Here is a 21,913-nt window from a genome sequence, read left to right on the forward strand (position 1 = left end):
GGTGGTTATGGTGGTTCGTTAAACCGGGGGGGTGGGGGGTGCTACCGTGTTTTTACCCCCGGCGGGGTTGGGGGGGGGGGGTTAAACCGCGCCCCGCGCAACCCGGCCCGCCCCGACAACCGCTTCTCCCGGCACGACCGGACCACCCTTCGTCACCCGTTCCTTTTTCGCACCTTCCCCCGTCGTTCGGTCGAACGTCCCTGGCCCGCACGCCGCCGGGCCGGTAGGTTTTCCCTTAGCCCGACCTCCTCCCGCTCCGCCCCCGGCGAACCATGTCCAAGAAGCAAACCGCCCCGTCGCCCGCCCCGACCCAGTGGTTCGGGGCGCAAGACCTCTTCCTGTTCAACGAGGGGAACTACCTCAACGGGTACGAGAAGTTCGGGGCACACCCGACGACGATCGGCGGCGTGACGGGGACGCACTTCGCCGTGTGGGCCCCGGCCGCCCGGTACGTGTCGGTCGTCGGCGACTTCAACGGGTGGGACCAGGGCCGTCACCCGCTCCAGCCGCAAGGGTCGTCCGGCATCTGGGCCGGGTTCGTCGCCGGGGCGCACCAGGGGCAGTGCTACAAGTACCACATCGCCACCCCGCACGACGGGTTCAGCGTGGACAAGGCCGACCCCTACGGGTTCAGCAGCGAGATCGCGCCGAAGTCCGCGTCCGTCATCTGGGACTTGAAGTACGAGTGGAACGACGCGGAGTACCTGAAGACCCGCAAGAAGAAGCAGACGCAGGACGCGCCGGTGAGCATCTACGAGGTCCACGTCGGGTCGTGGATGCGGTCGGACACGCCGCCGTACCACTCGCTCAGCTACCGGGAGATGGCCCCGAAGTTGGCCGAGCACGTCAAGAAGTGCGGGTTCACCCACGTCGAGCTGATGCCGGTCACCGAGCACCCGTTCTTCGGGTCGTGGGGCTACCAGACGACCGGGTACTTCGCCGCGTGCAGCCGGTTCGGCACGCCGCAGGACCTGATGTTCCTCATCGACCACCTGCACCAGAACGACATCGGCGTCATCCTCGACTGGGTCCCGTCCCACTTCGCGACCGACGGCCACGGGCTGTGCTACTTCGACGGCACGCACCTGTACGAGCACGAGGAGGCGAAGCAGGGCTACCACCCGGACTGGGGCAGCTACATCTTCAACTACGGCCGGCACGAGGTCCGCAGCTTCCTGTTGTCGTCCGCCATGTTCTGGCTGGACAAGTACCACATCGACGGCCTGCGGGTGGATGCGGTCGCGAGCATGTTGTACCTCGACTACTCGCGGAAGGAGGGCGAGTGGATTCCCAACCAGTACGGCGGCAAGGAGAACATCGAGGCGATCGACTTCCTCCGGCGGTTCAACCAGACGGTCTACGAGAAGTACCCGGACGTGCAGACCTACGCGGAGGAGTCCACGAGTTGGGGCATGGTCTCCCGCCCGACCTACGCCGGCGGGTTGGGGTTCGGGTACAAGTGGGACATGGGGTGGATGCACGACACCTTGAAGTATTTTGCGAAGGACCCGATCCACCGGAAGTACCACCAGAACGACCTGACGTTCCGGATGCTATACGCGTACCACGAGAACTTCGTGCTGCCGCTGTCCCACGACGAGGTCGTCCACGGCAAGGGGCCGCTGTGGGACAAGATGGCCGGCGACGAGTGGCAGAAGTTCGCCGGGCTGCGGGCGCTCTACGCTTACCAGTGGGGGATGACCGGCAAGAAGCTCCTGTTCATGGGCGGCGAGATCGCCCAGCGGCAGGAGTGGCGGCACGATTCGAGCGTCGATTGGCACTTACTGGAACACTGGACGCACCAGGGCGTCATGCAGTTGATCCACGACTTGAACCACTTGTACCGGACGCAGCCGGCGCTGCACGAGTTGGACAACCAGCCGGGCGGGTACGAGTGGATCGACGCGTCGGACGCCGGGGCGAGCATCCTGAGCTTCTACCGGAAGGGGAAGGGGAACGACCGGGTGGTCGTGGTGTGCAACCTCACGCCGGTGCCGCGGGAGGGCTACCGGGTCGGCGTGCCGTGCCCCGGCTACTGGCACGAGCTTCTGAACACGGACGCGGCGGTGTACGGCGGGTCGAACGTCGGCAACGACGGCGGCGTCCACGCCGAGTTCGTGCCGATGCACGGCCAGCCGTACTCGGTGAACCTGAAGATTCCGCCGATGGCCGTCGTGTACCTGCACGGGACGGCGTGACGGATTACGCCGCGTCGGCCTTGTACGCGGCCTTCAGCCACTTCTTGCACGCGGCGTCGAACCCGGCGTCCGGCGTGAGCGCGACCATGTGCCGCAGCCGGTCGTTGCCCTTCGCCCGCGGGTTCCGCACCAGTCGGCCAACGTCCGCCACTTCGCCGAGCGCGAACGACAGCTCCAGCCGCGTCTTCGTCGCCGGCTTCAGTTCGCCGAACACGCGGGTGCGGTAGAACGGCACGATCGTCTTGCACGGGCAGACCTTCACGTCCGGGCCGAGCGTGCGGACGAACGCCACGACCTCGTCGAAGATCGGCCGCTGCCACTCCTTGCCCTTCGCGAACATCTCCTGGACGTACACGGCCGCGTTGCGGAGGTAAATCTCCGGCGTGCCGTCCCACGTCTGTTGGCCCATCGCGAACTCGACGACCTGCCCGGCCGTCATCGTGCCGAGGCCGTACTCGGCCTTCAGCCAGTCGGTCGCGACGGCCTTCGACGCGAACTTCTGCCGCTCGACGAGCCGGCCCCACTCGTCGAGCGTGCGGCCGGTCTTGGCCGGCAGCTCGTCCGCCCACTTGCGGACCATCGCGACGCCGGGGTGAACGTCGAACGCGAGCGGGGCGGTTTTCGTCATTACAGGGACCTCCGAATAGGGGGCAATTCTTCACATTCCCGACTTGGCGTTGCACGCGAAACCCGTCGGCGTAACATTAGACAGGTAACCCCGTTCCCCGCAAGGCGACGACCGCCCCCCGAGGCTCCCTCTGATGGCCAAACCCGCGGACCGCAAAGCTTCCGACTCGGAATCCTCACATCCCTGGCGTCACGCGGACGCCCTCGAAACCTACGGCGTCAAGAACTGGGGCAAGGGGTACTTCGGCATCAACAAGCACGGCCACCTGACCGTCCACCCGGACAAGGACGCCGACCGGTCCGTGGACCTGAAGGAACTCATCGATCAACTCAACCACCGTGGCATCCAGCTCCCGATCCTGCTGCGGTTCTCGGACATCCTCCGCCACCGCATCGGCGAGATCGGCGGGGCGTTCAACAAGGCGATCGACGAGTACGGGTTCCAGGGGAAGTATTCCTGCGTCTACCCGATCAAGGTGAACCAGCAACGTCACGTCGTCGAGGAAGTCCTCACGTTCGGCAAGGAACACGGGTTCGGGCTGGAGGCCGGCAGCAAGCCGGAATTACTCGCGGTGTTGGCGATGACGAACGGCAACGCCGAAACGCCGATCATCTGCAACGGGTTCAAGGACGACGAGTTCATCAAGATGGTCGTCCTCGCCCGGAAGATCGGCAAGAACATCATGCCGGTGGTCGAGAAGTTCACGGAACTCGAACTGATCGTGAAATACATGGAGGAACTCGGCGTTCGGCAGCCGCTCGGCGTGCGGGTGAAGCTCGCCAGCCGCGGGGCCGGGCGGTGGCGCGGCTCCGCCGGCTACCGGTCGAAGTTCGGGTTGACGCTGACCGAAGTACTGGAAGCCTACGAGTACCTGAAGGCCCGCGGGTTCGACGACTGCCTGCAGATGACGCACTTCCACATGGGCAGCCAGGTATCGAACATCCGCAAGGTGAAGGACGCGCTGACCGAGGCGGCCCGCGTGTACGTCGAGCTGTACCGGCTCGGCGCGGGGCTGAAGTTCATCGACGTGGGCGGCGGGTTGGGGATCGACTACGACGGGTCGCAGACCGACTTCGAGTCGAGCATGAACTACACGCTCCAGGAGTACGCGAACGACGTGGTGTTCCGCATCAAGAGCGTGTGCGACGACGCCGGCGTGCCGCACCCGAACATCATCTCGGAGAGCGGCCGGGCGCTCGTGGCGTACAGTTCCGTCCTCGTGTTCGACGTGCTCGGCACGTCCGACTTCGACAAGTGTACCGCCCCCGAGGAGATGCCCGCGGACGCCCCGCAGCCGATCCAGGACCTGTTCAGCAACTACCGCGAGCTGACGAAGAAGAACTACCTCGAGAGCTACCACGACGCCGTGCAGAGCATGGAGGAGACGCTCAACCTCTTCAACCTCGGCTACCTGAACGTGGAGTTGCGTGCCCTCGCGGAGCGGCTGTACTGGGCGTTCGCCCGGAAGCTCCAGCGGATGGTCAAGGAGATGGACTACGTGCCGGAGGAGCTGAACGGGCTGGAGAACATGCTGTCGGACACGTACTTCTGCAACTTCTCCGTGTTCCAGTCGATGCCGGACAGTTGGGCGATCAAGCAACTCTTCCCGGTCATGCCGATCCACCGGCTGAACGAGGTCCCGACCCGCAAGGCGATCCTCGGCGACATCACCTGCGACTCGGACGGGAAGATCGACCAGTTCATCGACCTCCGCGACGTGCGCAGCACGCTGGAACTGCACCCGGTCACGGAGGGGGAGCCGTACTACCTCGGCACGTTCTTGCTCGGGGCGTACCAGGAAATCCTCGGCGACCTGCACAACCTGTTCGGCGACACGAACGCCGTCCACGTGCGGCTCGAAGAAGACGGCACGCCGAACGTGGACACGGTCATCAAGGGGGACACGGTGACGGAGGTGTTGAACTACGTGCAGTACAGCGCCGAGAAGCTGACCGACCGCGTGCGGAAGGACGTGGAGCGGGCCGTCCGGGCCGGGCACATCTCCGTGACCGAGAGCAAGCAGTTCCTGAAGTTCTACGAGAGCGGGCTGGACGGGTATACTTACCTGGAAGAGCCGTGAGCCGGGAGGGACGACGATGACGGTCGCCGAAGCTCTGGAAATCTACGAGGTCGAAGATATCGCGGATATCGACCCCGTGCCGAAGGGGTACGAACTGATCGACGGCGAACTCGTGGAGAAGCCGGCCATGGGTGCGGAATCGAGCGTTACCGTCGGCCGCATCTTTCGTCGCTTGGACGAATGGTGCGAGCAGCATTTTTGCGGCCTCTCGGTGACGGCGGAAGCCGGTTATAGGTGCTTCCCGCGAAAGCCCCGACAGGTGCGGAAGCCGGACGTGTCCGTGATCCTGTGCGACCCCCGGACGTTTATCGTCCCTTCGGGGGACTTCCGTATCGTGCCGGCCCTCGTAGTGGAAGTGGTATCGCCGCACGAAACGATGAACGAGTTAACGGTGAAGGTGGAGGACTTTTTGTCGGCCGGCACCTCTCTCGCCTGGGTCGTAGAACCTCAGCTCCGAATCGCCTTCGTGCATCGCGCCGACGGTAGCGTTACAAAGGTTCGCGAACCGGGCGAATTGTCCGGAGAGGTCGTGCTTCCCGGTTTCAACCTGCCACTGTCCGCGGTCCTACCGGTCATCGCGACGACGGCCGGATAATTCCCCGACCCGTGGCGTCCCGCTCGTACAAATTCCGCATGTTATCCTGAGCGCCTCCCCGCTCGGCCGTCCTTTCATTTCCCGCCGGAGTTCTTCATGCTTTCCCGCGCACTCATCGTCACCCTCGTCCTCGCCGTCCCTGCGTCCGCCGCCGACTGGCCGCAGTGGCTCGGGCCGAACCGCGACGGCGTCTGGAAGGAAGACGGCATCCTCGACAAGTTCCCCGACGGCGGGCCGAAGGTGCTCTGGCGGAAGCCGATCAACCCCGGCTACACCGGGCCGTCGGTGAGCGGCGGGAAGGTGTTCGTCATGGACCGCATCCGCAAAGAGCCGGCCGCCGACGCCCCGCGGGGCACGACGCCGGGCACGGAGCGCGTCGTGTGCCTCGACCTGAAGACCGGCGAGCCGGTCTGGACGCACGAGTACGAGCGGGTCTACCAGAAGGTAGACCGCCCGATGGGTCCGCGGACGACGCCGACGGTGGACGGCGACCGCGTCTACACCCTCGGCGCGATGGGCGACCTCTACTGCCTGGACGCGAAGACCGGCAAGCCGGTGTGGCAGAAGTACCTGCCGGACGACTACAAGACGAAGCCGCCGGTCTGGGGTTACTCGGCGCACGTGCTCGTCCACGACGGCCTCGTGATCGCGCTCGTCGGCGGCGAGGGGAAGGCCGTCGTCGCGTTCGACAAGGCGACCGGGCAGGAGAAGTGGACGGCCCTGACCACGAGCGACGTGGGGTACTCCGCGCCGGTGATCGCGGAGGCCGGCGGGACGAAGCAGTTGATCGTCTGGCTGTCCGACCAACTCGCCGGGCTGAACCCGAAGACCGGCGAGGTCTACTGGAAGCACCCGCACCCCGAGAAGGGGAAGAAGCAGATGACGCCGGCCGTGAGCATCGTCACCCCGAAGGTCGTCGGCGACATGGTCGTCGTGACGAGCGCCTACGACGGGGCGCTGGCGGTGAAGCTGGCGACCGACAAACCGACGGCAGAAGTCTTCTGGCGGGCGGCGGACACGTTCCCGAAGACGCCGGAGAAGCTGCCGGTGCTGATGACGAGCCTGATCGCGAAGGGCGACCACCTGTACGGCCTCGCGGCGAACACCGGGGCGGTCGTCTGCGCCGAGGCAGCGACCGGCAAGGAAGTGTGGGCGAGCAACCAACTCTTCGGCAAGGACGCGCTCTTCGGTAGCGCGTTCTGGGTCGAGAACGGCGACCGGGTGTTCTGCTTCACCGACGCCGGCGACCTGGTCATCCTGAAGCTGACCCCGACGAAGTACGAGGAACTCGGCCGCGCTCACGTCCTCGACCCGATCGGCGCGGACCGCGGGCGGAAGGTGATCTGGTCGCACCCGGCGTTCGCCGAGAAGCGGATGATCGTCCGCAACGAGAAGGAGATCGTCTGCGTGTCGCTCGCGAAGTCGTGAGCGCGGTATACTTCCACCGAGGCGAACCCGAACCGGAGGCCGCGATGACGATCACGATCCCCGACGAGCTGCGGGCGAAGGCCGAAGAGCGGGCGAAGCGGTACGGCTTCGCCTCGGTGGAAGAGTACGTGATGGATTTCCTTGAAGGTGAGGACGACACCGTGGTAGTGCCGCCCGGTTCTCTCGTCGCCGGCTACCCGCGGGAGGAGTTGGAAAAGTTGTTGATGGAAGGCATCAACAGTGGTAACCCGGTGAAGGCGGATGAGAATTATTGGAACGCCCTCCGCGAGAAGATTCGCACCGGAACTCTCCGTCGCGCGGAGCGCCCGTCGTGAGCGTTGAAATCCTTCAACGTGCCCAGTGGGACATCGAAGAAATCGCCGACGTGATTCGGACCAAGGCGGGCGTTTTGTCGGCCGACCGGTTCGCCGACCGGCTCACGAAGACGCTCGCATTTTTGGAACGTTTCCCCGCAACGGGCGAGTTGATCGAACCCGGCTACTTTAACCTGCCCGGCCTCCGGGTGATGACCGTCCGACAGTCGCCAAACTACCTCGTCTTCTTTCAGCCGAACCCGGACGGCATCACGGTCGTCCGTGTCCTACACGCCTCGCGGGACCGGGATGCCGTCTTCGGGTCGTGACGCGACTGCCGCATACAGTATCCCCCATGAGCACGGACCGACCCGTCGATAACGCCCCGTACCTCAGTCACACGCACGCCGGCCTCACCGTCGAGGGGTGGTCGCGGGCCGCCGTGCAGAGCTACTGGCGCGTCCCGGAACTCAAGGTCGGGTTCGACCTCGGGGCGCAGCCGTGGGACTTCATGGGCACGCCGAACTGGTTCGTGTCGCACGCCCACCTGGACCACATCGCCGCCCTGCCGGTGTACGTCGCCCGCCGGCGGATGATGAAGATGGACCCGCCGACGATCTTCGTCCCGACGGAGGCCGTCGAGGACGTGAAGCGGCTCATGCTCGTGTTCCAGCGGCTCGACCGCGGCCGGCAGCTCGCGCAGATCGAGGGCGTGGACCCCGGCGACGAGATCGACCTGTCGCGGGAGCTCGTCGTCACCGTGTTCGCGACGACGCACACGATCCCGTCCCGCGGGTTCGTCGTGTGGGACCGGCGGCAGAAGCTCAAGGACGAGTACCTCGGCCTTCCCGGCGACAAGATTCGCGACCTCCGGCAGGCCGGCACGCCGGTGACGCGCGAGGTGCGGCTGCCGCTCGTCGCGTTCACCGGCGACACCAGCCCGGCGGGGTTGGACTCGTGCCCGGCCGCCTACGAGGCGAAGATTCTGATCACGGAGCTGAGCTTCATCCGCGCCGCGCACCGGCGGGACAAGATTCACAAGTACGGGCACATGCACCTGGACGACTTCATCGAGCGGGCCGACCGGTTCAAGAACGAGCTGATCGTGGCCGGCCACTTCAGCACCCGCTACCACCCGACGGAGGTGGTGAAGGTGGTCGAGAAGAAGCTGCCGGACGCGCTGAAGGCGAAGTTGAAGTTGTGGCTGTGACCGCGTCGGGTGTAGGATCGTGGGCGGAGGGCGATGTCATGCGGAATCTCGACTGCCAACACTATACCCAACTCCAACCTCGCGAGCCGAACGACCCGTTGTTCGCCGAGTGGGAGGTCTACCGTCGGGAAGTCCCCCAATGGGTGGCGGACGGGAAACTCGGCTGGACGGTCGTGATCCAGGACGGCCAAATCGTCGGATTGTGGGAGAGGGCCGGAGAGGCGCTCTTTGAAGCGGCCCGACGATACGCCGGAAAGCCCATCCTCGTTCAATACATCCGTGAGTACTACACGCCCGTCCGCCTAAGCTGGCTCGCCGCATGACCGGCCGCGTCACCCACTACTTCACCGCCGCCGGGGTGGAAATCCCGATCCTCGTCGGGCCTTCGGCCGCGGCCATCTCGGCGGCCATGGCATCGGGTGTCCCGGTCCCAAAACCGATCTTAACGTGGGCGTCCGTGGACACCGGTTCCACCATCTCGGCCGTCGCCTCGCGGTTACTCACGGCGTTGGGTTCGTCGCCGATTCGATCCACCTCGACGCAGACCGCGAGTGGATTGGTACCGGTCAACATTCATGAGGTCAGCCTCGGCCTGCCCCCGTTCGGCGGGTTGTCTCAATCTCTCATCCTCACGCCCCAGACCGAGGTAACGGAATTGGTGACGCCGCTGGACCCGGTGGAGGTGCTGATCGGCCTCAGCGTGCTCTTGCCGTACAAGGTCATCATCGACGGCCCGAACCTGGCGTTCACGATTGAATACTGACCCACCTCCCCCACGCCGCACACCTTCCCATGCATAACGCGTGCTTGCCAAATTCGCACTCGCCTTTCGCCGCCCTGGTTCCGTCGGTAAGTTAAGAGCATCGCGAAGGAGCCACCGCACATGACCCCCACGGACGCCCCGGAAGAAGTCCTCGACCTCGTCCCCGCGACCGCGCCGCCGGCCGACGGCGAGAAGAAGCACGAGCCGCGGCGGCCGCCGATCGCCAACGTCCCCGGCCGCCTCGGCACGGAGACGACCAACCGCCTCCGCATCGTCCTCGACCCGCGGCCGTGGAAGCGGCGGCTCGCGAAGGCCGCCCTGGTCATCCCGAAGATCCGCCACTGGGAGCAGCAGTTCCTCAACTTCAACGACGACGACCTTCGCAAGAAGAGCCTGAACCTCCGCGGCCGCGTCCGCGGCGGGGAGAGCATCGACAAGCTCATCCCGGAGGCGTTCGCCCTCGCCGCCATCGCCATCCGCCGGCTGTTCGGCTACCAGCTCTTCGACGTGCAGCTCGCGGCCGGCATCGTCATGCACTACGGCGGCCTCGTCGAACTCGCCACCGGGGAGGGGAAGACGCTGTGCGCCGTCTCGCCGGCGTACCTGAACGCGCTCGTCAACAAGGGTGTCCACGTTACCACCGTCAACGACTACCTGGCGAAGCGGGACGCCGAGGAGATGGGGCCGGTCTACCGGATGCTCGGCCTGACGGTCGGGTGCATCCAGCAAAAGATGGAGGACCAGGAGCGGTCCGCCCAGTACAAGTGCGACGTGACCTACGGGACGGCCGCCGAGTTCGGGTTCGACTTCCTCCGCGACCGGCTGAAGCTCCGCGGCGGCCAGGCGACGGCGTCCGCGTTCTGGGAGCCGTGGACCAGCGGCGGGCAGATGAAGGCCGACCCCCGCGTCCAGCGGCCGCTGTACTACGCCATCGTGGACGAGGCGGACAGCATCTTCGTGGACGAGGCCCGGACGCCGCTCATCATCGCGAACCCGACCCGCGACGCGACGCCGGAAGAGCAGGTCATGTTCAAGTGGGCCGACGCCGTCGCGAAGCAGATGAACCGGGACGAGCACTTTCGCCTCGACCTGAAGAAGGACAAGGTCGAAATCCTCGACAGCGGCCGCCACCTCGTCCGGTACTCGAACCCGCCGACCGGTCAGCACGCCCAGGCGATGGACAAGCTGCTGGAGCAGGTCGAGAAGTCGCTGCACGCGTACCACCGGTTCACGAAGGACCACCAGTACATCATCTCGAAGGAAGGCAAGATCATCATCATCGACGAAGGCACGGGCCGGCCGATGCCGGACCGCCACTGGCGGGACGGGCTGCACCAGGCCGTCGAGGTGAAGGAGGCCGTGCAGGTGACGATGCCGTCCGAGCACGCGGCCCAGGTGACGTTCCAGAACTTCTACCGGCTGTACAAGAAGCTGGCCGGGATGAGCGGGACGCTGATGCCGAACTTCAAGGAGATGCGCCGCGTCTACCGCCGGTGGGTGACGAAGATCCCGACGAACCGGCCGGTGAAGCGAACGCAGGAGCCGGACGCCGTCTACCCGCACGAGGGGGCGAAGTTCGACGGCGTCGTGAAGCAAGTGAAGGACATGGTCGCGCGCGGCCGCCCCGTCCTCATCGGGACGCGGACCGTGGACAAGTCCGAGCGGCTGTCGAAGTTGCTCGAACTCGCGGGCGTGGAACACCTCGTCCTCAACGCCCGGCAGGACGCGAACGAGGCGCAGATCGTCAGCCAGGCCGGGCAGTTGGGCCGCGTCACGGTCGCCACGAACATGGCCGGCCGGGGGACGGACATCAAGCTCGGCCCCGGCGTGGCGGAGAACGGCGGGCTGCACGTCATCGGCACGGAGCGGCACGAGGCGGAGCGGATCGACCGCCAGCTCGCCGGCCGGGCCGGGCGGCAGGGCGACCCCGGCACAGCGCAATTCTTCGTGTCGCTGGACGACAACGTCCTCGAAGGGCTGGGGCAGGCGAAGCAGCAGGGCCTCGAGCAGCTCGGCAAGTCCGGGGCGGCGCGGCCGTGGGCGTTGTTCCGCCGGCTGTTCCGCAAGGCCCAGAAGCGGATCGAGAAGAAACACTATAAGCAGCGGCTCGACCTGATGAACTACGACAAGAACCGGCAGGAGATGCTGCAAGACCTCGGGGCCGACCCGTATGTCGATTGACCCGCCGCCCTCGGCGTCGCGACCCGGCCTCGGCCGGGTCGTTTCGTTTTCCCGCCGCGCCGCGGGCTGGGTCTGGACCCTCGGCGAGCGGTCCGGCCCGGTCCCGGTGCTCGCGATCGCGGCGAGCGTCATGCTCTTCGTGCAACTCGGCCGGACGATCCACGACGTGGACATCTTCTGGCAACTGAAGCTCGGCGAGATCACGCTCGCGACAGGTCTACCGAAGTACGAGCCGTTCCTCGCGGGGAAGGAAGCGGAGCCGTTGGCCGTGGTCGCGTGGCTGGCGCAGGTCGTGTACGCGGCCGCGCGGCAGCTCGGCGGGTGGACGCTGCTGTGGCTCGTCGATGCGGTCGTCTGGTTCGGCGGGTTCGCGGTCGTGGCGGCTTCGCTGGCCCGGCGGGCGCGGAACGTTTGGCCGGTCGCCGTCGGGCTGTACGTCGGGTGGCTGGCGGCCGTGCCGTCGGCCAGCGTGCGGCCGCAGAGCTTCGCCGCGCTCGCGTTCGGCCTGCTGCTCGTGCTGGTGCGGTCGAATCTCGGCGTGCGGACGACGGCGGTGCTGGGCGCGGTGCTGTTCGTCGCGTGGCAGAACCTGCACCCGTCCGTCGCGGTCGGGGCGGGAGTCGTGCTGGCCGCACTCTTCGCGGAATCGGTTCGGTATTGGTGGAAACACCGACCCGAATTCCCGTGGCGGCTCGTGGCGTTGCTCGTGCTGGCGACCGCCTCGACCGTCGCGACGCCGGCGGGGTTCGACATCTTCCGCATCGCCGCCGAGAACGCCGACCGCTCCCGCTACCTCGAAGTCTCGGAATGGCTGCCGCTCACCTGGGAGCCGCTAAGCCACGGCCGCTGGGCGTCCTGGCTCGGGCTGGGGCTGACGCTCATCGCGGTCGCCGTCCGCGGGCGGCACGTCCGGCCCGCGACGCTCGCCGCGTTCGCGCTCCTCACCGTCGCGATGTTGCTCTCGCACCGGTTCATGCTGTTCTGGGGAATCGCCGTCATGCCGGTCTGGGCGGAATTGATTCCGAGGACACCGGACACGACGGCCCGTTCCCGGTGGCGGTGGCCGCTCGCGGCGGTGGCCGTGCTGCTCGCCGTCGGCGTCCCGCTCGCGGTGAACCCGGCCCCGTTCGCGGACCACTACCCGTTCGCCGGCGTCCGCGCCCTCCGCGACGCCCGCGTGCGCGGCACGATTTACACGAACTTCTTCTGGGGCGGCGTGGTCGCCGACGGCGGCCACCCGGACTGGCGGGTGACGCACGACGGCCGGTACTACCTGCTCTCGCGGGCCGAGTGGGACCGCCACTTCGCGGCCGCGTGGGGCGACGTGCCGCTCGCCGAATTGTTGAAGCAGTACGATCCGAGCGCGTTCTTCCTTCGCCCTGACGGGGACGACGGCCTCATCCGGCTGTTGCTCGCCCATCCCGAGTGGGCGCAGCTGCACCGCGATGGAAATTGCCTCGTGTTCGTACCCCGAAGCCTACTCGGTGAATCACCCCGGTAAACCATCGGGTGCGAAATGACTCCGCAACAAAGTCGATTTCATCGGGCCGTCCGTCGGGCACGACGATTTGGTGAGGTCCGAGTTCACTTCGGAATCGTTAACGATGGGGGTATCGAAGACCTGGATCGGTTTGTCGAAGGGCACGGACTTAACATGCTCGGCGATGACTGGATTGAACTGGATCACTCGCGTGCCCGAAAGCGGTTGGCGAACATTTTGGGCATCGACTTGGCCTACGGTGCTGAAGTGATGGAGCCTCGCCGGGCAGAGGAACTCGCTGAACAGTTCACGAGGCTGTACGACGATGGGGTGAAGTTCTTCACCAACTTTACGGACTGGGAAACCTCGCCGAGTGGTGGGCGGTCCAGGACGGGTAACCCACTCACCTCGGCTACGTTCGACCAGTGCGTTCTTGGAATCGATTCGACCCGGATCGGGATCGTTGTCGTGATGGATGAGGACTGACACGAACTCCTGTCCCGGCCCGCGCGACTCGTTAGACTAATCCTCGCCGGCCTCCCGCCACCTTCCCCGCCGAGTCCTCCCATGCGTGTTTCCCTTTCGCTCCTGCTGCTCGCCTGCGGCCTGCCCGCCGCGGCCGCCGACAACTGGCCGGCCTTCCGTGGGCCGACCGGCGACGGCGTCTCCACCGCCACGAACATTCCCACGACCTGGACCGAAACCGAGAACGTCCGCTGGAAGACGCCGATCCACGACAAGGGCTGGTCGTCGCCGGTCGTGTGGGGCGACCAGGTGTGGCTGACCACGGCCCGCGCCGACGGCACGAAATACTTCGCCGTCTGCCTCGACAAGAACACCGGGAAGGTCGTCCACGACATCCCGCTGTTCGACGCGGCGAAGCCGGCGAACACGGCCCAGTACAACAGCTACGCCTCGCCGACGCCGTGCGTCGAGGAGGGGCGGGTGTACGTCCACTTCGGCTCCTACGGCACGGCCTGCCTGGACACGAAGACCGGCCAGCCGGTCTGGAAGCGGACCGACCTGCCGTGCGACCACTTCCGCGGCCCGGCGTCGTCGCCGGTCGTCTACAAGAACAAGCTGTTCCTCCTGTTCGACGGGTTCGACCAGCAGTACGTCGCGTGCCTGGACAAGGCCACGGGCGAAACGGTCTGGCGGAAGGACCGGAAGCTGCCGTACCCGGACAACGGCGACTTCAAGAAGGCTTACGCGACGCCCGCCGTGTTCGAGATCGACGGCAAGCCGCAGGTCGTCTGCCCCGCCGCAATGGGGACGATCGCGCACGACGTGGAAACCGGCGACGAGGTCTGGCGGGTCGTCCACGACGGGATGAACGAGGCGTGCCGGCCGGTGATGGCCCACGGGCTGATCTACCTGACCATCGGCCACAAGAACGGCCTGATCGCGGTGAAGGCCGGGCGGACCGGTGACCTGACGAAGGACGGCATCGCGTGGCGGCTCGACAAGGTCGGGGCGACCCGGCCGTCGCCGATCGTCGTCGGCGAGTTGCTGTTCATGGTGAACGACACCGGCATCCTGTTCTGCCTGGACGCGAAGACCGGCAAGAAGCACTGGGAGGAGCGGCTGCAAGGGAAGTTCTCCGCGTCGCCGGTTCTGGTCGAAGGAAAGCTGTACCTGCTCTCGGAGGGCGGCAAGGTGTTCGTTGTGGAGGCCACGAAGACGTACAACCCCGTGGCGACGAACGCGCTGGACGTGGGCGGCCCGGTGGCTCACACGGCCCCGCCGATCTTCCCGATCAAGGCCGACGACCTGCGGTGCATGGCGTCGCCGGCCGTCGTGGACGGGGCGCTGTTCCTCCGCAGTCCGACGCACCTGTACTGCGTCGGGAAGAAGTGAGCGAAGTTCGCACGCGACGGCGAGCCGAGCGGCGTAAGCCGCCGGGTAACGCTCCCTCACCCGGCGGCTTACGCCGCTCGGCTCGCCAGTCGGCTCGCCAATTCCCACCCCGTCGCCCGGTCCTATCCTGAACGGCATGACCTACGACGAGGCCATCGCCTTCTGGTACGGGCGGATCAACTACGAAATCAAGGCCGCCCAGCCGTCCGACCTGAAGCTCGAGCGGATGCGGGCGTTCCTCGACCGCCTCGGCCGGCCGCAGGACCGGTTGCGGATCGTCCACGTCACCGGCACGAAGGGCAAAGGCTCCACCGCCGCCATGCTCGCGGCAATCCTTCATGCGTCCGGCTACCGCGTCGGGCTGTTCACGTCGCCGCACCTCGTCCACGTCGAGGAGCGGGTCCGCGTCAACGGCGCGCCGATCGCGCACGCCGAACTCGCCGCCGTCGTCACGGAGTTGGCCCCGGTCGTCCGCGGCCTGGAGGAACACGACCACCCGCCGACGTTCTTCGAGATCGGCACGGCCCTCGGGTTCCTGCACTTCGTCCGCCGCCGGGTGGAGGTCGCCGTCGTCGAGGTCGGCCTCGGCGGGCGGTTCGACAGCACGAACGTCTGCCGGCCGCTCGTGTCCGTCGTCACGTCCGTCGGGTTCGACCACATGGTGCAACTCGGCGACACGCTCGAAGCGATTGCGTTCCAGAAGGCAGGGATCATTAAGCGGGGCGTGCCGGTCGTCAGCGGCGTCCGCCAGCCGGGGCCGGCCGCGGTCATCCGAACCATCGCCGAGGAAACGGCGGCCCCACTCGACGAACTCGGCCGCGAATTCGACTACCGCTACCGCCCGCCGCGGACGGCCGACCTGCGAGTGGCCGGCGAGGAGTTCCGCGACGTTCCGTTGATGCTGCTCGGCGAGCACCAGGCGGCGAACGCCGCCGTCGCCGTCGCGACCGTGGCGCGGCTCCGGTCCGCCGGGCTGACCGTACCGACGGCCGCCGTCCGTCGCGGGCTGGCGGCCGTGGACTGGCCGGCGCGGATCGAGGTCGTCCGCGAGCGGCCGGCGGTGGTTCTCGATTCCGCGCACAACGTCCCGTCCGCGGTGGCCCTGGTCCGCACGCTCCGCGAGGCGTTCCCGACGGCCGGGCGGAAGGCGTGCGTGTTCGCCGTCTCGTCGGACAAGCAATACGCGAACATACTGGCGACGCTCGCGGACTACTTCGACCACTTCCACCTGACGCGGTACGCGAGTAACACGCGGTCCGTACCGCCGGAGAAGCTGGCGGCCCTCGTCGGCAAGCCGGCGACCGTTCACGCGGAGCCTCACCTGGCGTGGGACGCGGCTCGCTCCGAGGCCGGTCCGAACGACCTCGTGTGCGTGACCGGTTCGGTGTTCCTCGCCGGGGAGTTACAGGACCGCGTGCGGGGATGACCCCGACCTCCGAAGTCCGGCTTCGACTTCGGAAGTCGAACAGGGCCAGAAGGCATCCGGACGAGAAGGAACGCCCCCGCGCGGGATCGACTTCCGAAGTCGAAGCCGGACTTCGGAAGTCGGGCGTGACGGCCTGGTCCGGTCGTGCCGACCATTCCTGTCCTGCCGAATGCAAAAATTCTCGCTTTCCGGTCAATCGGTGGGGCGACGAGACTCGTCTTGTGTGCGCTATCCACGCAATGTTCCTGGTGTCCGGCAGCGGAACCGGGAATATTCTCGCTAGCTTGCCGAAGTTGCCTTGCAACCGTCCGCCGCGCCGGAATAATCACCGAGCAACCGGCCGCGACTCGACGTTCTTGGTGGCTGGATAGACAACCGGACCTACACCGTTGTTCCCGTGTGCCCCCCGCACGGCGGAACTCTTTGAGGTGGCTTATGCCCGCACGACGAGTCCCTTCCTCTCGCCGCGACCGCACCCCCCAACCCCGCGCGACGCCCCCCCTCGGCCTCCGTCGTTCCCTGGAAACCCTGGAAGACCGCAGCGTCCCGGCCGTGTTCAACGCCGTGGTCGATCCCGGCGTGCTCGGCCAGAACAACACGAACGCGATCAACGAAATCCTGGGGTTCTTCACCGCGGCCGTGGCCAACGGCGAGGCCGACACGATCAACCTGTTCCCCAACGCGACGTACAAGATGACGACAACGTTGGACACGAACGACGGGAAGAACGCCTTCCCGAGCATCGTGGCCGACGGGACCGGGAAGAACGGCATCACGCTCAACGGGAACGGCGCGACGATCAGCCGGTTCAGCTCCGAGGACTTCCGGTTCTTCCGCGTCGCGGGGGCCGTCAACAACACCGAGTTCACGATCAACGACCTGACGCTGACCGGCGGGTCGGCCGGGGCCGGGACGGACGGCGGGGCGGTGCTGGTCACCGGCGGGGCCGGGCTGACCGTCAACAACTCGACGTTCAGCAGCAACAACGCGGCCGGCGACGGCGGGGCGGTCGCGTTCAGCGGCACGGCCGGGACGACCGGCGGGACGTTCAACAACGTCCTCCTCTCCGGGAACACGGCCGCCGGCAACGGCGGCGGGCTGTTCGCCGAGTTCGGCGGGTTCTTCCAGTTCAACCAGACGCGGTTCTTGAGTAACACGTCGATCGGCGGGGCCGGCGGCGTCGGCGCGTTCAGCGGGGCGTTCGAGTTCAACGACGCCACGTTCACCGGGAACGTCGGCAAGGGCCTCGGCAGCGCCGGGGCGTTCAGCGGGTCGGAGGCCGTGTTCAACCGGACCACGATCACGAACAACACGGCCACCCAGGGCGGGACCGGGGGCGTGTCGTCCGGGCTGCAGAACATCCGCGTCAACGAGAGCTACGTCGCCGGGAACGCGGGCCAGTTCGCCAGCGGCGGCGGCGGCGGCGTGCAGGGGGCGCGGGTCGAGGTCTTCAACTCGACGGTCCACAACAACAGCACCGGGGCGAGCGGCGGCGGCGGCGTGTCCGGGACGGACGTGACGATCCGCCACTCGACGGTCACGAACAACAGCTCCACCCGCACCGGCGGCGGCCACGGCGTCCTGGCCGGCAGCGTCCTGAACCTCTCCCACACGATCGTCGCGAACAACACGCCGGACAACACGAACGGCACGCCGGACATCCTGGTCACCTCCAGCACCGCGTCCACGTCCCAGGGGTTCAACTTCATCGCCACCCTCGACTCGGGGAACGCGAAGTTCAACACCGTCGGCACGGACCAGGTCGGCGGGGCGGCGGCGGACAAGCGGATCAGCCCGGCCCTCGGCGCGCCGCAGGCGAACGGCGGCCCGGTGTTCACGCGGGCGTTGCAGGCCGGCAGCGGGGCGATCAACGCCGGGTCCACCACGACCGGCGCGTTCCTGACCGACGCCCGCGGGTTCGCCCGCCGGGTCGGCGGCCGGATCGACATCGGGGCGTTCGAGGTGCAGAACGGCACGTCCGTCGGCATCGTCTCCGGCGACAACCAGACGACGATCACCAACCAGCCGTTCGCGAACACGCTCAAGGTCCTCGTCACCAGCGCGAACGGCGTCCCGCTCGCGTCGCAGCTCGTCCGGTTCGAGGCCCCGCAGGTCCCCGACCCGACGGCGTCGGCCATCTTCTTCGGGTCCGGCCCGGTCACCGGCGTCATCACCGACTCGAACGGGTTCGCCGTCGCCAGCGTGTCGGCCAACGCGGTCGCCGGCGACTACGTCGTCACCGCGAACACGGACACCGGGTTCGCCCCGGCCCTGTTCGACCTGCGGAACACGAGCTTCGGCATCGCCGCCCCGCCGACCGGCACGCTGCAGATCGTCAGCGGGAACAACCAGACGACGACGGCCGCCGCGACGTACACGCAGAACCTGAAGGTCCAGGTGCTCGATCCGGGTAACTTCCCGATCGCGAACGTGCCGGTCACGTTCACCGCGCCGACCTCCGGGGCGTCGATCACGTTCACCGGCGGGGCGACGACGGCCACCGTGAACACGGACGCCGGCGGGTTCGTGTCGATCCCCGTCACGGCGAACACGAGCGTCGGGACGTTCACCGTTAACGCCATCGGGCCGAACGTCGGCACGGTCGCGTTCACGCTGACGAACGTGCCGGCCGCGGCGTCGAAGGTGACGGTCGTGAGCGGGGCCGGGCAGTCGGTCCTCACGGACACGGCGTTCAACAGCCCGCTCCGGGTGCTCGTTACCGACTTCTTCGGCAACCCGGTGCTGCCGGGCGTCAGCGTCCGGTTCGCCGGCCCGGTGGCCGGCGCGGGGGCCACGTTCCCCGGCTCCGGGCCGTCCACCATCGTGCTGACGACGGCCGGCGGCTTCGCCCAGGCCAGCCCGACGGCCAACGGGACCGGCGGGGCGTACTTCGTGGACGCCACCGTCACCGGCGGCTCGACGTTCGCCTCGTTCGACCTGGCGAACATCTTCGTCCCGCCCCCGCCCCCGCCCCCGCCCGCCCCGCCGAACCAGGCCCCGATCATCACGGACGTGTTGAACCAGACGATCCAGAACGGGCAAAGCGGGACGTTCGCGTTCGGCGTCGCCGACGCCGAGACGCCGGCCGCCAACCTGAACGTGACGGCCGCGTCGTCGAACCCGGCCATCACGCCGACCGTCACCGTGGACGGGGTCGGCGTCAACCGGACGGTCACGGTCGTCACGGCGGCCGGGCAGACCGGGACGGCGACGATCACGCTGACCGTGACCGACGCGTCCGGGGCGTCCGCGACCGACAAGTTCGACGTGACGCTCAGCCCGCCCCCGCCCCCGCCGCCGGGCGGCCCGGTGAACAACGCCCCGGTCGTCACGGACGTGGTGAACCAGAGCCTGATCGCCGGCCAGTCCGGGTCGTACCCGTTCGTCGTGGTGGACGCCGAGACGCCGGCCGACGCGCTGACCGTCACCGCGACGGCGGCGAACACGGCCCTGCTGCCGGCCGTGTCCGTCACCGGCGTCGGCACGAGCCGGGTGGTGAACGTGTCCGCCGCCAACGGCGTGGCCGGGATCACGACCGTCACCCTGACGGTCACGGACGCGGACGGGAAGTCCTCGACGGACACGTTCGACGTGAACGTGTCGTTCATCCCGCCGGAACCGCCCCCGCCCCCGCCGCCGCAGCGGCTGGTCGGCACCCCGGAGTTCGCCGTCGGGTCCGGGGCCGGCGGGCCGCAGGCCGTGCGGTTCTTCAACGCGAACGGGACCGAGCGGTTCATCACGGCCGCGTTCCCCGGCTCCCCCGGCGGCGTCCGGACGGCGACCGGCGACTTCAACGGCGACGGCGTCACCGACGTGGTCATCGGGACCGGCCCCGGCAGCGTCACCGGCGTCGCCGTGCTGGACGGGGCGACCGGCAACGAACTGTTCCGCACCCAGCCGTTCGAGAGCCAGTTCACCGGCGGCGTGTACGTCGCGGCCGGCGACCTGTCCGGGGACGGCACGCCGGACCTCGTCATCACCCCGGACCAGGGCGGCGGCCCGCGGGCGATCGTCCTCAACGGCAAGGGTTTCAACCAGATCACGAGCTTCTTCGTGATCGACGACGTGAACTTCCGCGGCGGGGCGCGGGCGGCCATCGGGGACGTGAACGGCGACGGCCGGTCCGACCTCGTGGCGTCGGCCGGGTTCCGCGGCGGCCCGCGGATTGCCGGGTACGACGGTAAGTCGATCGGCGCGTCCCCGCGGAAGATCTTCGCCGACTTCTTCCTGTTCGAGGAGACGCTGCGGAACGGGGCGTTCGTGGCGGTCGGGGACATCGACGGGGACGGGTTCGCCGACGTGATCGGCGGCGGCGGCCCCGGCGGCGGCCCGCGGATTCTCGCCTACAGCGGGAAGTCGCTGTTGACGAATGCGTACATCACGCGGGCGAACTTCTTCGCCGGCGACCCGAACGCCCGCGGCGGCGTCCGGGTGGCGGTGAAGAACCTGGACGGGGATAACAAGGCCGACATCGTCGTCGGGGCCGGCGACAACGCCGGCAACCGGGCGACGGCGTACCTGGGCGGGAACATCGCCCCGGACGGCACGCCGGTGTCCACGCTGAACATCGACGCCTTCCCCGGCTTCGCCGGCGGCGTGTTCGTCGGCTAGGCGTCGGGCGAATGAAAACGAAAAGCCCGCGGAGTGATCCGCGGGCTTTTTTGTAGGGCGGGTCAAGGCTCTGCGCCGACCCGCCGGGGGCTGCAACCACACGGGAGAAATGAAGAGGTGGCTGGGGGCGCGGCGGGTTTGTAGGGCGGGTCAAGGCTCTGCGCCGACCCGCCGGGGGTAGCGACCACACGGGAGAAACGAAGAGGTGGCTGGGGGCGCGGCGGGTCGGCGCAAAGCCTTGACCCGCCCTACGGGACCGGCAAATCCGCCGGCTGCTTTCCCGCCTTCCGCTCCACCGCCTCCCGCAGCTTCGTCGTCGCGTTCGTCACGCCGCCGCCGGTCGTCAGGAAGAACCGGCCCTCGGACACGCCCGCGTCGATGTTCGTCGCCGGGTTCGCGTCCGCGGTGAACCGCGCCTTGGTCAGCTCGACCCACTCGCCCTTCGTCGTCTTCACCCACCCGTTGCCGAACGCTGCCCGCCGCTCCTTCGTCGTTGACACCTTGTTCCGCCGGAAGTCCTCGACGAACGAGTAGTACCCCTCCAGCAATCTCTTCTTCGACGGCGTCGAGAACGTGACGAGGTGCTTCCACGCCTTCTTTTCGGGCAGGTAGAAGTGCCCGGCGTAGGCGGTGCGGTCCGCGCCGTCCGGCTTCGCCGTCACGAGGAACCGGTACGTTTCGCCGACCTTCCAGTCGTAGTCGAAGAAGGACTGCCCGCCGGTCCCCTCGCCGCCGAACCGCCCGACGCGGACACCGTCATCTTTGTGAAGCGTTTTCACCTTCTGCTCGTCCGGGACCGCCTTCGGGTCGTCGCCGGCGGTCGGGTCCCAGACGGAGAAGATCACGACCTTCTTCCCGTTCGCCAGTTCCTGGATGCCGAAGTACCCGAGGCGGAACCCGGCGGCCATGAAATACGTGCCGTCCGCGGACTTCTCGACCGTCATCTCGGTGTAGAACGCCGTCCCTTCGGGCGCGTCGTACCCGAGGTGGACCGACCGACACGCGACGCCCTTCAACTTCTCGTCGGCGGCCGCCCCGGTGGCGAGAACGAGTCCGAGAACGACCGCGATCGTCGTTCGCATTTTTTCACCCGGTGGGAGAGTGTGGAAACCGTCGTTGTAGTCGTCGCCGTCGGCAGGGCA

At 67.6% G+C, this 21,913-nt stretch carries 17 protein-coding genes; 15 read left to right on the forward strand and 2 right to left on the reverse strand.

The window, feature by feature from the left end:
• The first annotated feature begins 272 nt into the window (after nt 1–272).
• The gene (gene glgB / locus AC5JJ2_RS06330; RefSeq protein WP_495857123.1) at nt 273–2,198 is read left to right on the forward strand and encodes a 1,4-alpha-glucan branching protein GlgB; all 1,926 of its coding nucleotides are present in this window, start codon (nt 273–275) and stop codon (nt 2,196–2,198) included.
• Between the two features lie 4 nt (nt 2,199–2,202).
• Here glgB and AC5JJ2_RS06335 read toward each other — a convergent pair whose 3' ends face one another.
• Nucleotides 2,203–2,826 (reverse strand): DUF5655 domain-containing protein, encoded by a 624-nt coding sequence (locus tag AC5JJ2_RS06335; RefSeq protein WP_495857124.1) that lies wholly within the window; start codon nt 2,824–2,826, stop codon nt 2,203–2,205.
• Between the two features lie 133 nt (nt 2,827–2,959).
• Here AC5JJ2_RS06335 and speA point away from each other — a divergent pair, with 133 nt between their 5' ends.
• From speA to AC5JJ2_RS06405, 14 genes are all read left to right on the forward strand, one after another.
• Nucleotides 2,960–4,906: a biosynthetic arginine decarboxylase gene (speA, locus tag AC5JJ2_RS06340; RefSeq protein WP_495857125.1), complete on the forward strand. Its 1,947-nt coding sequence runs from the start codon at nt 2,960–2,962 to the stop codon at nt 4,904–4,906.
• A 16-nt stretch (nt 4,907–4,922) separates the two neighbouring features.
• Entirely contained in the window at nt 4,923–5,501 is a 579-nt protein-coding gene (locus tag AC5JJ2_RS06345) for a Uma2 family endonuclease (protein WP_495857126.1), read from the forward strand.
• A gap of 96 nt (nt 5,502–5,597) precedes the next feature.
• The gene (locus AC5JJ2_RS06350; protein WP_495857127.1) at nt 5,598–6,929 is read left to right on the forward strand and encodes a PQQ-binding-like beta-propeller repeat protein; all 1,332 of its coding nucleotides are present in this window, start codon (nt 5,598–5,600) and stop codon (nt 6,927–6,929) included.
• Nucleotides 6,930–6,973: 44 nt separating this feature from the next.
• Entirely contained in the window at nt 6,974–7,264 is a 291-nt protein-coding gene (locus AC5JJ2_RS06355) for a ribbon-helix-helix domain-containing protein (RefSeq protein WP_495857128.1), read from the forward strand.
• A complete protein-coding gene (locus AC5JJ2_RS06360) occupies nt 7,261–7,572 on the forward strand; it encodes a type II toxin-antitoxin system RelE/ParE family toxin (protein WP_495857129.1) in 312 nt (103 codons plus the stop codon). Before AC5JJ2_RS06355 ends, AC5JJ2_RS06360 begins: the two co-directional genes overlap by 4 nt.
• Nucleotides 7,573–7,598: 26 nt before the next feature.
• Nucleotides 7,599–8,453, forward strand: coding sequence for an MBL fold metallo-hydrolase (locus tag AC5JJ2_RS06365; RefSeq protein ID WP_495857130.1), 855 nt, complete (start codon nt 7,599–7,601; stop codon nt 8,451–8,453).
• Between the two features lie 38 nt (nt 8,454–8,491).
• Nucleotides 8,492–8,776, forward strand: coding sequence for a hypothetical protein (locus AC5JJ2_RS06370; protein ID WP_495857131.1), 285 nt, complete (start codon nt 8,492–8,494; stop codon nt 8,774–8,776).
• Nucleotides 8,773–9,216: a hypothetical protein gene (locus AC5JJ2_RS06375; protein WP_495857132.1), complete on the forward strand. Its 444-nt coding sequence runs from the start codon at nt 8,773–8,775 to the stop codon at nt 9,214–9,216. The genes AC5JJ2_RS06370 and AC5JJ2_RS06375 overlap by 4 nt, the downstream gene beginning before the upstream one ends.
• Before the next feature lie 120 nt (nt 9,217–9,336).
• A complete protein-coding gene (locus tag AC5JJ2_RS06380) occupies nt 9,337–11,397 on the forward strand; it encodes a preprotein translocase subunit SecA (RefSeq protein WP_495857133.1) in 2,061 nt (686 codons plus the stop codon).
• Entirely contained in the window at nt 11,387–12,898 is a 1,512-nt protein-coding gene (locus tag AC5JJ2_RS06385; protein WP_495857134.1) for a hypothetical protein, read from the forward strand. The genes AC5JJ2_RS06380 and AC5JJ2_RS06385 overlap by 11 nt, the downstream gene beginning before the upstream one ends.
• A gap of 153 nt (nt 12,899–13,051) precedes the next feature.
• Entirely contained in the window at nt 13,052–13,363 is a 312-nt protein-coding gene (locus AC5JJ2_RS06390) for a hypothetical protein (RefSeq protein WP_495857135.1), read from the forward strand.
• Between the two features lie 81 nt (nt 13,364–13,444).
• Nucleotides 13,445–14,734, forward strand: a complete 1,290-nt coding sequence (locus AC5JJ2_RS06395; protein WP_495857136.1) for a PQQ-binding-like beta-propeller repeat protein — start codon at nt 13,445–13,447, stop codon at nt 14,732–14,734.
• Between the two features lie 136 nt (nt 14,735–14,870).
• Nucleotides 14,871–16,160, forward strand: coding sequence for a bifunctional folylpolyglutamate synthase/dihydrofolate synthase (locus tag AC5JJ2_RS06400; RefSeq protein ID WP_495857137.1), 1,290 nt, complete (start codon nt 14,871–14,873; stop codon nt 16,158–16,160).
• 435 nt (nt 16,161–16,595) lie between these two features.
• The gene (locus AC5JJ2_RS06405; RefSeq protein WP_495857138.1) at nt 16,596–20,771 is read left to right on the forward strand and encodes a beta strand repeat-containing protein; all 4,176 of its coding nucleotides are present in this window, start codon (nt 16,596–16,598) and stop codon (nt 20,769–20,771) included.
• Nucleotides 20,772–21,019: 248 nt separating this feature from the next.
• On the opposite strand, the gene AC5JJ2_RS06410 is transcribed toward AC5JJ2_RS06405, so the two are convergent.
• A complete protein-coding gene (locus AC5JJ2_RS06410) occupies nt 21,020–21,853 on the reverse strand; it encodes a DUF3472 domain-containing protein (RefSeq protein WP_495857139.1) in 834 nt (277 codons plus the stop codon).
• Nucleotides 21,854–21,913 lie beyond the last annotated feature (60 nt).

It is taken from the genome of Limnoglobus sp. (assembly GCF_059499385.1).

Coding starts and splice junctions, on each gene's coding strand:
- AC5JJ2_RS06405 (WP_495857138.1), top strand. CDS start 16,596: ATGCCCGCACGACGAGTCCCTTCCTCTCGCCGCGACCGCACCCCCCAA.
- AC5JJ2_RS06345 (WP_495857126.1), top strand. CDS start 4,923: ATGACGGTCGCCGAAGCTCTGGAAATCTACGAGGTCGAAGATATCGCG.
- AC5JJ2_RS06355 (WP_495857128.1), top strand. CDS start 6,974: ATGACGATCACGATCCCCGACGAGCTGCGGGCGAAGGCCGAAGAGCGG.
- AC5JJ2_RS06370 (WP_495857131.1), top strand. CDS start 8,492: ATGCGGAATCTCGACTGCCAACACTATACCCAACTCCAACCTCGCGAG.
- AC5JJ2_RS06390 (WP_495857135.1), top strand. CDS start 13,052: ATGCTCGGCGATGACTGGATTGAACTGGATCACTCGCGTGCCCGAAAG.
- AC5JJ2_RS06335 (WP_495857124.1), bottom strand. CDS start 2,826: ATGACGAAAACCGCCCCGCTCGCGTTCGACGTTCACCCCGGCGTCGCG.
- AC5JJ2_RS06380 (WP_495857133.1), top strand. CDS start 9,337: ATGACCCCCACGGACGCCCCGGAAGAAGTCCTCGACCTCGTCCCCGCG.
- glgB (WP_495857123.1), top strand. CDS start 273: ATGTCCAAGAAGCAAACCGCCCCGTCGCCCGCCCCGACCCAGTGGTTC.
- AC5JJ2_RS06365 (WP_495857130.1), top strand. CDS start 7,599: ATGAGCACGGACCGACCCGTCGATAACGCCCCGTACCTCAGTCACACG.
- speA (WP_495857125.1), top strand. CDS start 2,960: ATGGCCAAACCCGCGGACCGCAAAGCTTCCGACTCGGAATCCTCACAT.
- AC5JJ2_RS06410 (WP_495857139.1), bottom strand. CDS start 21,853: ATGCGAACGACGATCGCGGTCGTTCTCGGACTCGTTCTCGCCACCGGG.
- AC5JJ2_RS06395 (WP_495857136.1), top strand. CDS start 13,445: ATGCGTGTTTCCCTTTCGCTCCTGCTGCTCGCCTGCGGCCTGCCCGCC.
- AC5JJ2_RS06400 (WP_495857137.1), top strand. CDS start 14,871: ATGACCTACGACGAGGCCATCGCCTTCTGGTACGGGCGGATCAACTAC.
- AC5JJ2_RS06375 (WP_495857132.1), top strand. CDS start 8,773: ATGACCGGCCGCGTCACCCACTACTTCACCGCCGCCGGGGTGGAAATC.
- AC5JJ2_RS06385 (WP_495857134.1), top strand. CDS start 11,387: ATGTCGATTGACCCGCCGCCCTCGGCGTCGCGACCCGGCCTCGGCCGG.
- AC5JJ2_RS06350 (WP_495857127.1), top strand. CDS start 5,598: ATGCTTTCCCGCGCACTCATCGTCACCCTCGTCCTCGCCGTCCCTGCG.